General features: G+C 42.8%; 13 protein-coding genes. All 13 read right to left on the bottom strand.

The genetic code is table 11. The features are described 5' to 3' along the window. Window positions 1-71: 71 nt before the first annotated feature. The 13 genes from trmD to fabD all read right to left on the bottom strand — a co-directional run bounded on the left by trmD (window position 72) and on the right by fabD (window position 12117). Entirely contained in the window at window positions 72-806 is a 735-nt protein-coding gene (gene trmD / locus OSJ91_RS09080) for a tRNA (guanosine(37)-N1)-methyltransferase TrmD (RefSeq protein WP_350301987.1), read from the bottom strand. Beyond that, on the bottom strand, window positions 806-1324 hold the full coding sequence (gene rimM / locus OSJ91_RS09075; protein ID WP_214750782.1) for a ribosome maturation factor RimM: 519 nt from the start codon (window positions 1322-1324) through the stop codon (window positions 806-808). Before rimM ends, trmD begins: the two co-directional genes overlap by 1 nt. A gap of 10 nt (window positions 1325-1334) precedes the next feature. Further along, a complete protein-coding gene (locus tag OSJ91_RS09070) occupies window positions 1335-1721 on the bottom strand; it encodes a YlqD family protein (RefSeq protein WP_034313711.1) in 387 nt (128 codons plus the stop codon). Between the two features lie 209 nt (window positions 1722-1930). Continuing rightward, entirely contained in the window at window positions 1931-2161 is a 231-nt protein-coding gene (locus OSJ91_RS09065) for a KH domain-containing protein (protein WP_048684915.1), read from the bottom strand. Between the two features lie 13 nt (window positions 2162-2174). Beyond that, window positions 2175-2447: a 30S ribosomal protein S16 gene (gene rpsP / locus OSJ91_RS09060; RefSeq protein ID WP_057913437.1), complete on the bottom strand. Its 273-nt coding sequence runs from the start codon at window positions 2445-2447 to the stop codon at window positions 2175-2177. 153 nt (window positions 2448-2600) lie between these two features. Then, complete coding sequence (gene ffh, locus OSJ91_RS09055; RefSeq protein WP_101224630.1) at window positions 2601-3941, bottom strand: signal recognition particle protein; 1341 nt, start codon at window positions 3939-3941, stop codon at window positions 2601-2603. Between the two features lie 11 nt (window positions 3942-3952). Next, the gene (locus tag OSJ91_RS09050; protein ID WP_034313718.1) at window positions 3953-4285 is read right to left on the bottom strand and encodes a putative DNA-binding protein; all 333 of its coding nucleotides are present in this window, start codon (window positions 4283-4285) and stop codon (window positions 3953-3955) included. A gap of 216 nt (window positions 4286-4501) precedes the next feature. Beyond that, window positions 4502-5518 (bottom strand): signal recognition particle-docking protein FtsY, encoded by a 1017-nt coding sequence (ftsY, locus tag OSJ91_RS09045; RefSeq protein ID WP_350301986.1) that lies wholly within the window; start codon window positions 5516-5518, stop codon window positions 4502-4504. A 27-nt stretch (window positions 5519-5545) separates the two neighbouring features. After that, window positions 5546-9109 carry a chromosome segregation protein SMC gene (gene smc / locus OSJ91_RS09040; RefSeq protein WP_350301985.1) on the bottom strand — a complete coding sequence of 1188 codons (3564 nt, stop codon included), beginning with the start codon at window positions 9107-9109 and terminating at the stop codon, window positions 5546-5548. A gap of 24 nt (window positions 9110-9133) precedes the next feature. Beyond that, the gene (gene rnc / locus OSJ91_RS09035) at window positions 9134-9874 is read right to left on the bottom strand and encodes a ribonuclease III (protein WP_101224626.1); all 741 of its coding nucleotides are present in this window, start codon (window positions 9872-9874) and stop codon (window positions 9134-9136) included. A gap of 264 nt (window positions 9875-10138) precedes the next feature. Continuing rightward, window positions 10139-10372, bottom strand: a complete 234-nt coding sequence (locus tag OSJ91_RS09030; protein WP_034313729.1) for an acyl carrier protein — start codon at window positions 10370-10372, stop codon at window positions 10139-10141. A gap of 57 nt (window positions 10373-10429) precedes the next feature. Beyond that, the gene (fabG, locus tag OSJ91_RS09025; RefSeq protein WP_485891873.1) at window positions 10430-11170 is read right to left on the bottom strand and encodes a 3-oxoacyl-[acyl-carrier-protein] reductase; all 741 of its coding nucleotides are present in this window, start codon (window positions 11168-11170) and stop codon (window positions 10430-10432) included. Next, window positions 11170-12117: an ACP S-malonyltransferase gene (gene fabD / locus OSJ91_RS09020; protein WP_350301983.1), complete on the bottom strand. Its 948-nt coding sequence runs from the start codon at window positions 12115-12117 to the stop codon at window positions 11170-11172. Before fabD ends, fabG begins: the two co-directional genes overlap by 1 nt. Window positions 12118-12135: the final 18 nt, after the last annotated feature.

Below are 12135 nucleotides of genomic sequence, written 5' to 3'. Positions count from 1 at the left end.
TATAAGACTGAGCATTTTGCCCAAGTCACAAGGTATATCCTATCATACTATAAACGTCGATGCAATAGAGATCAGTCTTCTTTTTTAATCTCGGACAATAATTTTTCTTCAACTTCCGATAGTTCATAACTATCGAGCAAGTCCGGACGTCGAATCCAAGTTCTGCGCAGGGATTCCTTCATCCGCCATTCATCGATTTTTTTATGATTCCCGGATATTAGCGGATCGGGAACTTTCATCCCCCGGAAATCTGCAGGTCTAGTATAATGTGGATGCTCTAACAAACCAGAAGAATAGGAATCAAGAATCGGGGAGTCAACATTTCCAAGAACGCCAGGCAGCAAGCGCACAACGCTGTCAATAATGACCATTGCTCCCAATTCCCCGCCTGTAAGCACAAAGTCACCTATCGATATTTCATCAGTGACGACATGCTCCCGGATCCGCTCATCATACCCTTCATAATGCCCGCAAATGAAAATGAGATGTTCCTCTCCAGCTAACTCTTCGGCTTTTTTCTGCGTGTAACGCTCTCCCTGGGGACAAAGCAGGACTACCCTTGGGGTTAGCTCAGCTTGCCCTTTAAGAGCTTCCACGGCATCAAAGATCGGCTGTGCCTTCAATACCATTCCGGCACCGCCGCCATACGGATAATCGTCTACCGTCGAATGCTTATTATCTGCATAATCTCGGAAATTGGTCACCTTATAGCTGACAGCCTGCTTTTCCGCTGCCTTTTTTAAGATTGACGAGCCAAGTACCCCTTCGAACATTTCTGGAAAAAGCGAAAGCACATCGATTTTCATCAGTCTAAAAGTCCTTCCATCGGTGTAATGATGACCTTTTTAGCGGATATATCCACTTCTTTTACAATTTGTTCAATATACGGAATCAGAATGTCCTTACTGCCAGCTTTCTTAATGACCCAAACATCATTTGCACCAGGCGTAAGAACCTCAATGATCTCCCCAACTTCCATGCCTTCATCCGTAAATACCGAACAGCCGATGATTTCATGGAAGTAGAACTCACCTTCGTCCAATTTACCAAGCTGTGCTTCCTTGACTTTAAGGACCCCGTTTTTAAAAGCCTCGACTTGTCCGACGTTATAATAGTTCTCGAACGTCAATAGGTTAAAGTTTTTATGGGTGCGATGCGACCTGATGACAAGCGGCAAAGGTTTTTTCTCAGTGTCCCTAAACAAATACAGAGTATTTCCCACTTTGTATCGTTTTTCCGGAAAGTCTGTTGAAGAAATAACACGGACTTCTCCTAAAAGACCATGTGTGTTGACAATTTTACCTACATTAAACCATTTTTCCATTCTTTCACCTCTAACGAATTTCCGAGACGATTCCATCTTTAATGACAATGGTCTTCGTTGCCATGATTTCGTCCCAATCTGCCCCAATTTCCACATCAATGATACTTTGAACTTCCCTTTCCTTCAATTCACTTCCGGCGGGAAGGATCTCCAGCTGCTCCATTTGAAATTCAAGCAGTTTAATTTTTTCTTGCCTCTGGTTAATTTCTTTTTCGAAATGAGCACGGAGACTAGCAGGTTGGAGAGTTCTTGTTTTTTCAAGTTTTTTCAGTTCAAAGCGAAGCTGTTCACTCTCTTTTTGAAGCTGAAGGCGTTTTGACTTGTATTTCTCGAGGAGCTGATTCTTGCTGGATTCCGTTAATACTTGGTTAACGATTACATTTTGGAGAATTTTCATTCCAGCACCTCCTATTATCTATGATTTCGTATTTCCTTCTAAAAATATGTATGATGGGGTAATCTTTTTGAAATGGGGGTCATTCTCTTAAGTATAACGTAAATCGGTAAAAGATGCGTCTTAAAAGGCGTAAAGTTTAAAGCCCGAATTTGATCAATTGGGATCTAAGCTTTCTTGAAGTACAAAAAAAGGAGGGGTATTAACCCTCCTTATTCGGAAATCTCCAAATAGATTTTCTTCTGCTGTGAAGATCCTGCTGCATATACCACAGTCCGAATCGCCTTAGCAACACGCCCTTGTTTACCGATCACCTTGCCCATATCCTCTTTATGAACGGAGAGGATATAAACAATCCGGTCGGATTCTTCCTTGGAGGTCACGATGACCTCTTCCGGATAATCCACAAGTGCTGAAACAATCGTTTCAATCAGTGCTTTCATCAACTACCGTCGATTACTTGCTGTTTTTTGCAACATGGAATTTTTCCATGATGCCTTGTGTTGAGAATAAGTTACGAACTGTATCAGATGGTTTAGCTCCATCTTGTAACCATTTAAGAGCAAGCTCTTCGTTGATATCAACTTTTGCTGGTTGAGCCACCGGGTTATAAGTTCCTACCACTTCAATGTAACGTCCGTCACGTGGTGAACGAGAATCTGCAACTACAATACGATAGAAAGGAGATTTTTTAGCTCCCATACGTTTTAAGCGAATTTTTACTGCCATTTTAAATAAGCACCTCCGAATAGTTTCACACAAGATAGTATAATATCAAATGTCTTGTATGTTTGTAAAGGTTTTTTTCTTAACAGGTAAAAAAAGTGTTGAAATACATGGCTTCGACCCGTATTTCACCTTAGTTCCGAGCTGAAATAAACCTTACATGAACGGGAATTTGAATCCCTTTTTCTTTCCTTTTTGCATGTTCGTAACCTGTTTCATCATCTTTTTCATTTCTTCGAATTGCTTCAGTAGACGGTTCACTTCTTGAATCGATCTGCCGCTTCCTTTGGCAATCCGTTTCTTGCGGGATGCATTCATGGTTTCCGGATGTTCCTTTTCATGCGTTGTCATTGATCGGATGATAGCTTCAACATGACCGATTTGTTTTTCATCGATCTGAAGGTTGTCCATCCCTTTCATTTTATTCGCACCGGGAATCATTTTCAGAATATCATCAAGCGGTCCCATATTCCGCACCTGACCGAGCTGATCAAGGAAATCATCAAAGGTAAAAGTGGCTGTACGCATCTTTTTCTCTAATTCTTTCGCTTTTTCTTCATCTACATTGGCCTGTGCTTTTTCGATAAGGGTCAATACATCACCCATGCCGAGGATCCTTGACGCCATCCGTTCTGGATGGAACGCTTCAAGTGCATCCAATTTTTCACCCATACCGACGAATTTAATCGGCGTGTTGGTGACTGAACGAATTGAAAGTGCCGCACCACCACGTGTATCCCCATCAAGTTTCGTTAATACGGCTCCTGTCAGGCCCAGCTGTTCATTGAAGCTTTGGGCTACATTGACCGCATCCTGACCGGTCATCGCATCGACAACCAGGAAGATTTCATCTGGTTTTGTCAACTCTTTGATATCCTTCAGTTCGCCCATCAAGTTTTCATCAACATGAAGGCGGCCTGCGGTATCAATCAACACATAATCATGATGTTCTTCCTTAGCTTTTTCAATTGCCTGTTTGGCAATTTCAACAGGACTGACCTGGTCCCCAAGGGAGAAAACAGGCATGCTTAATTGTTTGCCAAGTGTTTCAAGCTGCTTAATCGCCGCCGGACGGTAAATATCAGCCGCAACGAGCAATGGCTTGCGGTTGTATTTTTTCCTTAGAAGATTGGCAAGCTTTCCGGTGGTCGTCGTTTTACCTGCACCTTGAAGACCTACCATCATGATGACAGTCGGTGGTTTCGAGGCAACGGCGATCTTGCTTTGTTCGCCGCCCATCAGCTCCGTCAATTCTTCCTTGACTACCTTTATTACCTGTTGACCGGGGGTTAAGCTTTTCAGCACTTCCTGACCTACCGAACGTTCACTGACACGTTTTACAAAATCCTTCACGACTTTAAAGTTAACATCCGCTTCAAGCAGGGCCAATCGAACTTCACGCATCATTTCTTTAACGTCCGCTTCGTTGACTTTCCCTTTTCCACGGATCTTTTGCATCGTGCTCTGCAGTCGGTCGGCCAATCCTTCAAATGCCATATTGCCGCCTCCTAATCCAACTTCTCAAGCGTTGTGATTGCGTCTAGCAGCTTCTCTTTTGAAAAGGATTCCTTTTCTATGAGTCCCTTCATATTCGCAATCCACTGGTTACGCTCTTGAAATTTTTGAAATAACAATAGCTTTGCTTCATATTCCTCAAGCATCGCTTCTGTTCTTTTTATATTATCATAGACTGCCTGCCTACTGACTTCGTATTCATCGGCAATCTCGCCAAGAGAGTAATCATCCAGATAGTAGAGGGACATATAGCTCTGCTGCTTCTCTGTTAACAACGATTGGTAAAAGTCATACAAATAATTAATCCGCGTTGTCTTTTCAAGCATCTTAGCAAGCCTCCCTGCTGTTAAGTGAAAACCCTTTACAAGTTTATATTGTAAAGCCTTGTTTATTTGATGTCAAGTTAAACTCCTTACCACTTGTTTGCAAAGCATTATTTATTTCTTTTCCCGCCTCTTTTTTGGACATTTCTGCAATTGTTCCTTCAATTATCTCTGTAAAAAAACCAGAAGAGAATTATCTCTTCCGGCTTACAATTTTTCTTAAACCTCTTCTTTATCGATGATATCAGCAAAAAGGCCATAAACATATTTCTCAGCATCGAATTCCTGTAGATCGTCCATCTTTTCACCTAGCCCGACAAATTTAACGGGAATGGCCAATTCATTGCGAATTGCCAATACAATTCCGCCTTTTGCGGTGCCATCAAGCTTTGTTAAAACAATACCGGACACATTGGTCGCTTCCTTGAATGTCTTGGCCTGAATGAGGGCATTTTGTCCAGTTGTTGCGTCAAGGGCAAGCAACACCTCGTGTGGTGCACCAGGTACTTCACGTTCAATTACACGTTTCACCTTTTCCAATTCCTTCATTAAGTTCACTTTATTCTGTAAGCGACCGGCAGTGTCACAGATCAGGATATCCGCTTTTCGTGCTTTGGCGGCCTGAATGGCGTCGAACATGACCGCAGCAGGGTCAGAGCCTTCACCCTGTTTGATTACACTGACGCCGACACGCTCTCCCCAAACCTCAAGCTGTTCAATCGCACCGGCACGGAAGGTATCCCCGGCAGCCAATACGACAGATTTACCTTCCATTTTAAATTTATGGGCAAGTTTACCAATGGTCGTCGTTTTCCCTACCCCATTAACCCCTACAAACAAAATGACCGTCAAACCTTCTTCTTGTATATTCAGGCTTGAAGTCGCTTCATCATCACCTTGGTAGATTTCCACTAGCTTTTCGGAAATGACGGACTGCACTTCCCTCGTATCAGAGATATTGCGAAGCTTGACTTCCCTTTTCAATTGATCAATCAGTTCCATCACAGTATCGAAGCCTACATCAGCCTGTATCAGGATTTCTTCAAGTTCTTCAAAAAAGTCCTCATCCACTTTCCGATAACGGGCAACAAGTTCATTAACCCTTCCAGTAAAGGAATTCCTTGTCTTTGTCAAACCTTGCTTGAATTTTTCCCCAATGGATACTTCTGCTTCAACTGATTTTTCTTTTTCTTCCTGGGTCGTAAATTTCTCTTTTAGCTTTTTGAAAAAACTCATTGTCCCACTTCCTCTAATTCATGAATTTTAAACTTCAATAAAGTTTTCTGATTCTTCCATCCGGACGGAAACAAGTTTGGAGACGCCTGACTCCTGCATCGTAATGCCATATAGGACATCTGCTTCTTCCATCGTGCCTTTGCGGTGAGTAATCACGATGAACTGCGTTTCCCTGCTGAACTTCCTTAAAAATTGACTGAACCGGACAACATTCGCCTCATCAAGCGCTGCCTCGACTTCATCAAGGATACAGAAAGGCACCGGACGCACTTTTAGAATGGAGAATAAAAGGGCTATGGCTGTCAATGCTCGTTCCCCACCCGATAAGAGGCTCAAATTTTGCAGTTTTTTCCCGGGAGGCTGTGCAATGATATCCACCCCTGTATTTAGTAAATCATCCGGATTTGTCAGTTTCAGCTCGGCTCTGCCTCCGCCAAATAAAGCTTTGAAGACTTGTTCGAATTCTTCACGGATCGAATAGAAGGTATCCGCAAAGCGCCGCTTCATTTCATCATCCATTTCATCGATGACTTGGAATAATGTATCCTTCGCCTGTTGAAGGTCTTCCTTTTGACTTAGAAGGAATTCATAGCGTTCAGCTACACGTGCGTATTCATCAATTGCACCTAGATTCACCGTCCCCAGTTCCTCGATTGCAAGCTTGATGAGCTTCACCCTTTTTTGAGCTTCTTCTGAAGGCATCATCAATGGATACTGTTCTTTAGCACCTTCAAAGGAAAGGGTATATTCTTCTCTCAAGTGGTCGAGACGATTTTCCAGTTCGACATCCAGACGAGTTAATTTCACTTCTTCATCCTTCATCACTTCGACAATGCCTCTATAAAGTCGATTTTCTTCTTTCAAGGACAGTTCAAGCGATTCAACTTCCTTTAGAAGCTCGTTTTTTTCCTGTTTTTTTATGGTGATCCCTTCAATTGCCCCATTTTTGTCGAGCAATTTCTGCTGAGCCATATCTTCCAGTGACTCTTCCCCGCTTGAACTGTCTGTCATTTCATTGGTCAGGAGCCCTAAATCATCTTTGTTTTCGGCAAGCCTGCTTGTTTCCTTTGAAAGATCCGATTCAATGCGTTCCATCTTCTCTTTTTGGTTTTGCAGCTGGCCACGCTTAGAGGCAAGCATTACCCTCAGTTCATTCGTTTCTTCAGCAAGGCTCTCTTTTGAGGATTGTTGGGATTGCTTTTGTTCGGTCATTTCGGAAATCAACCTGTCAAGCCCTTCAATTTCCGATTTACATGAGTCCAAAAGTTCTTCCAGCTCTTCAAGTCTTGCTGTTTTTTGCTGTTGTTCTTCTAAATATGAATTTTTATCCAAATCATAAAGATGCAGCCGCTCATTCACATTTCTTTCCTGCAGCTCCACTTCACGGAGTTCGCCCTTAAGGGTTTGTTCTTGTAATCGAAGTCTCTCTCCAGTTTTTCTGGTTTGTTCAAGCGTTTGCTCTTGAACACCCACATCCACTTTGAGCTGTTTGACTTGCTTTTCTAGCTGATTCGTTTTAGCTTCCATGGCAGCAAGTTTTTGTTGGAGCTCTTCCAATTCCGTTTTCCTTGAAAGCAGGGAGGTCGTTTTTTGCTTTAAGGCTCCGCCAGTCATTGAACCGCCTGGATTGACGATATCCCCCTCAAGTGTTACGAAGCGGAAACGGTGCTGCATCATTTTCGCCAGGTCATTTGCACCTTTTAAATCTGTAGTGATCATCACGGTTCCCAATAGGTTTTCTGCAATCGCTGCATGCCTATCATCATATTGGATCAATGAGGAACCAGTCCCTACAAAAGCTGAATGGCTCTTCAGCATCGATAATTGGTTAGCTGATATCTCTCTTGCCTTTATGACTGATAAAGGCAAGAACGTCGCACGCCCATACCTATTTTTCTTCAAGAAGGAAATGGCTTCCCGTGCATGCTCTTCGCGTTCCACGACAACATGCTGCATCGCTCCGCCCAGAGCCGTTTCGATGGCCGTTTCATATTCCTTTGGAACCTTAATCAATTCCGCAACTGCCCCTTCAATGCCTGGAAGGGTTTCTTTCGCTTTTAAAACCTCTTTTACACCCTGAAAGAAGCCTGCATAATCATCTTCCATTTCTTCAAGCAGTTCCTTACGTGATTTTGCCTGTTGAAGGAATTGATAGGCCTTGTAAAGGGTGGTTTCTTGTTTTTGATACGTATCTTTTGCCGCATTCAATTTATTCTGCTGATTTCGGAAATAAGTGACATGCTCTTCAAGCTGCTTGGTCATATTGTCCATCAGCTTTGAATATTCCACTTTTTTAGCAGTGATATCCATTCTTTCGGTTAAGAACTTTTCATTTTCCATGTCAAGTTTAGCATTTTTATGTTCCTGCTGTGTTAGCTGCTGGAGCAGGTATTGTTTTTCGTTTTTAGCCGATGCCTGCTTGTTCAACCACTCGATATAGTCACTCTTTTTCGCTTCGATCATCGCCTCGATATCACTATTGAATAGGCCCAGGCTTTTTTGTTTTTCATGTAAGGTTTCAGAAATCCCTTTCACTTCCAAGTTCAGTGCATTCAGGATTTCCGTTTCTCTTTCCTTTTGCAAAGACAGACGCTCGACAGCAGCCTCACCTTCCACAATCGCTTTTTCCAGCTGTGACTTGTTTTGGGCGGCATTTTTCTTCCGTTCTTTCAAAACTTCTTTACGGCCTTCAAGCTTTTCAAGTTCTTCGCTGGCATTCAGGAGAATTTCCTGAAGACCATTGATCGATGTCTCAAGCGTCGCAAGACTATCCCTTAGCTTTTTGAGATGCGCTTCCCTATCATGAAGCTGTCCTGCCATTTGCTGTTCCATTTCATTATGTTTTTCAAGTTCCTGTGAAAGTTTTTCCCATTTTTCATAAAGTTCTTCTATTTCAAAAACGGTTAAAGCCACTTCTATTTGCTCAAGCTCGTCTTTCTTCGCCAAAAATTCCTTGGCGAGGGAAGACTGAATTTTTAACGGCTCCACCTGCCCCTCCAATTCATGGAGGATATCATGGACACGGTTTAAGTTATCCTGTGTTTCCGTCAGCTTCGATTCCGCTTTTCGTTTTCTCGTTTTATACTTCAGGACACCGGCTGCTTCTTCAAAAATCACTCGTCTTTCTTCAGCCTTACTGCTAAGGATTTCTTCCACTTTCCCTTGGCTGATGATGGAAAACGCTTCTCTCCCAAGACCAGAATCCATGAAAAGGTCTATGATGTCTTTCAGACGGCAACCTTGATTATTAATGAAAAATTCACTTTCTCCCGATCGATATACACGTCTTGTCACACTGACTTCATGAAAGTCAATTGGCAGGGAATTGGTCTCGTTATCAAGGGTCAATGATACTTCCGCAAAATTCAACGCTTTCCTCGTGTCACTTCCCGAAAAGATGATATCTTCCATTTTTGCTCCACGCAGTGATTTCGCAGACTGCTCTCCAAGTACCCATCGGACTGCATCGGTCACATTACTTTTACCGCTTCCGTTTGGTCCAACCACTGCCGTGACACCAGGTACAAAATCAATCGAAATTTTCTCTGCGAAAGATTTAAATCCTACAACGTCCAAACGTTTGAGGAACATGACCTTTCCCCCTCTACTGTTCAACTATCTTGTTGATTTTTTTTCTTTTAAAACGATCAATGCATGCTCGGCAGCATGCTGCTCCGCTTCTTTTTTGGATTTTCCTATTCCAGAGCCCAGCTCTTCCCCATTCAAGGAGACGGTCGAAACAAACTCCCGATTATGAGCAGGTCCTTTTTCCTGTAAAATCTTATATTGCAGGACACCGATGGCATCACGCTGGATCAGCTCCTGAAGCTGGCTCTTATAATCCATCACATGAGAAAAAGCACCCTCGTCTATCTTCGGAAACACGACATTAGTCAAAAACTGCACCACTGGCTCTAATCCTTGATCAAGGTACAAAGCACCAATATAGGCTTCGAATACATCCGCAAGCATGGCAGGGCGTTCTCTTCCGCCTGTCATTTCTTCCCCTTTTCCGAGCAATACATATTCCCCGTAAGAAAGACTATTGGCAAAAGCAACAAGTGAAGGCTCACATACAATGGCTGCCCTCAGTTTGGTAAGTTCACCTTCGCTCATCATCGGATATTTTTGATATAAGTATTTAGAGATGGTCAGTTCAAGTACAGCGTCCCCCAAGAATTCAAGCCTTTCATTATCTTCATAAGGCTTACGGCGATGCTCATTCACATAAGATGAATGTGTAAAAGCTTGTTTCAATAAATTTTCATCTTTAAAATGAAAACCCAGATTTTCTTGCAACTGTTTAAATTTATTATCCTTGATTGATGGTTTACGATTATTTCCGTTCCTACGCATCACAAAAAACCCTCCACAACGGTTCAAAAAGCATATTTTTCCAATATATAAAAAGAAACCTGGCAGGAATTCCTGTCAAGCTTTCCTATGTACCATCATACATTATTATCCGCTTAAAGAAAACTAATGGCAAAAGACCGCTGCCATTCAGGCGGTGCTTACCCGCGTACATGCTCATTCCCATATCTGACGCGGCATCAAACTTCTTTAGTAATAAGAGAAAGCCCCGTTAAAAAACGGAGCTTTTAGTCAAATGACAATTCATTACATAGTGCTTTGTATGTAATTCACAGCATCACCTACTGTGGCGATTTTTTCAGCGTCATCGTCCGAAATTTCCATATCAAACTCGTCTTCGAATTCCATGACTAGTTCAACTACATCCAGGGAATCGGCACCAAGATCTTCTTTGAAAGAAGCTTCAAGTTTTACTTCTGATTCTTCTACGTTCAAACGATCTACAACGATTTTAGTTACTCTTTCTAATACATCTGCCAATGTGTTCACCTCCCCTCAAGACATTATAAATTAATTTCGAAAAAAATCAAAGAAAACTTACATGACCATTCCGCCATCCACATGAAGTGTTTGCCCAGTCATATATTTGCTGGCATCGGAAGCGAGGAAAGACGCCACTGCAGCAATATCTTTAGGGTCACCGAACCGTGCAAGCGGAATTTGGTCCAGCATGGCTTTTCGGACGTCTTCAGGCAATTCCCCAGTCATATCCGTAGAGATGAAACCTGGGGCAATCGCATTGACCGTAATGCCTCTTGAAGCAAGTTCCTTTGCCGTGGTTTTAGTCAAACCGATCACGCCAGCTTTAGCCGCTACATAATTAGCCTGCCCTGCATTTCCGCTGACGCCGACGATCGATGCCATATTGATGATCCTGCCGCTGCGCTGCTTCATCATTTGCCTTGTAACCGCCTTTGTGCATAGGAACACGCCTTTAAGATTCGTATTGATAACAGAATCCCATTCATCTTCTTTCATACGCATCAATAGGTTATCACGTGTGATACCTGCATTATTAACCAGGATATCCACTCTGTCAAACTGTTCGATGACCTCTTTGATCATGCTTGTCACCGATTCACTATTTGCAACATCGCATTGGACGGCGAATGCCTTACGGCCCAATGCCTTGATTTCTTCAACCACTTCATTCGCTTTAGCTTCACTGCCGGAATAGTTGATGGCAACGTCTGCTCCCTGACGGGCAAGTTCCAATGCAACTTCCCTGCCAATACCTCGTGAAGCTCCCGTTACAAGTGCTTTTTTACCTTCGAGGATCATGCTTGTACCCCCTTCAATGTTTCAATTGTTTTAGTTAGAGTATCTATATCGGAAACCGAATGAATTTGAACGGAACGATCGATTTTCTTTATCAAACCGCCCAATACTTTCCCAGGGCCCACCTCGATGAACGTATCCACGCCCAATTCAAGCAGATTTTTCACGCTGTCTTCCCAAAGGACCGGTGAATACAGCTGTTCGATTAATTTTTCTTTAATTTCAGCAGGTGCTGTAATCGGCTTAGCAGTTACGTTTGAAATGACAGGAATTTCTGCCTGTTTGAAGCTTACTTCATCGAGGACACCCTGTAACTTTTCTGCTGCCGGTTTCATTAATTCCGAATGGAACGGTCCACTCACTTCAAGAGGAAGAGCCCGTTTAGCCCCATTTTCCTTGGCTTTTACACTTGCAAGTTTAACCCCTTCAGAGGTGCCTGAAATGACGATTTGCCCTGGACAATTAATATTGGCCAATTGAACGGATTCACCAGTGGCCGTAATTTCAGAAGTGACTTCAGATAGAGCTTCACGGTCCATTCCCAATATCGCAGCCATAGAGCCTTGGCCATTCGGTACCGCAGCTTCCATGAATTCACCACGTTTACGCACTGTATATACGGCATCTTCAAAAGAAATTGCGCCAGATGCCACTAATGCGGTATATTCGCCTAAGCTGTGCCCGGCTGTATAATCGGGTTTGATCCCCGCTTCTTCCAGTTCCTTGACAAAAGCATAACTCGTGGTCAATAAAGCAGGCTGTGCATTATAAGTCACCGTTAATTCTTGTTGTGTGCCATTAAAGATCAATTCGGAAAGTGGAAAATCAAGTTTTTCATCTGCTGATCGAAAAATTTGCTGAGCACGCTCGTTTTCCTGAAATAAGCCATGCCCCATTCCTATTGATTGTGATCCTTGTCCTGGAAAGACAAATGCAATTTTACCCATATGTTACTCCCCTGCCTC

The sequence above is a fragment of the Bacillus sp. T-10(2022) genome (assembly GCF_056502895.1).
Note: the sequence above shows the minus strand (reverse complement) of the source record. Positions and strands in the feature narration are given on the sequence as shown.

Bases quoted from the DNA above. Each gene is read 5' to 3' on its own strand.
- OSJ91_RS09070 (WP_034313711.1), bottom strand. From the start codon at position 1,721: ATGAAAATTCTCCAAAATGTAATCGTTAACCAAGTATTAACGGAATCC.
- OSJ91_RS09050 (WP_034313718.1), bottom strand. From the start codon at position 4,285: ATGCTTGAAAAGACAACGCGGATTAATTATTTGTATGACTTTTACCAA.
- rnc (WP_101224626.1), bottom strand. From the start codon at position 9,874: ATGCGTAGGAACGGAAATAATCGTAAACCATCAATCAAGGATAATAAA.
- smc (WP_350301985.1), bottom strand. From the start codon at position 9,109: ATGTTCCTCAAACGTTTGGACGTTGTAGGATTTAAATCTTTCGCAGAG.
- ffh (WP_101224630.1), bottom strand. From the start codon at position 3,941: ATGGCATTTGAAGGATTGGCCGACCGACTGCAGAGCACGATGCAAAAG.
- fabD (WP_350301983.1), bottom strand. From the start codon at position 12,117: ATGGGTAAAATTGCATTTGTCTTTCCAGGACAAGGATCACAATCAATA.
- OSJ91_RS09065 (WP_048684915.1), bottom strand. From the start codon at position 2,161: ATGAAAGCACTGATTGAAACGATTGTTTCAGCACTTGTGGATTATCCG.
- rpsP (WP_057913437.1), bottom strand. From the start codon at position 2,447: ATGGCAGTAAAAATTCGCTTAAAACGTATGGGAGCTAAAAAATCTCCT.
- ftsY (WP_350301986.1), bottom strand. From the start codon at position 5,518: ATGAGTTTTTTCAAAAAGCTAAAAGAGAAATTTACGACCCAGGAAGAA.
- trmD (WP_350301987.1), bottom strand. From the start codon at position 806: ATGAAAATCGATGTGCTTTCGCTTTTTCCAGAAATGTTCGAAGGGGTA.
- rimM (WP_214750782.1), bottom strand. From the start codon at position 1,324: ATGGAAAAATGGTTTAATGTAGGTAAAATTGTCAACACACATGGTCTT.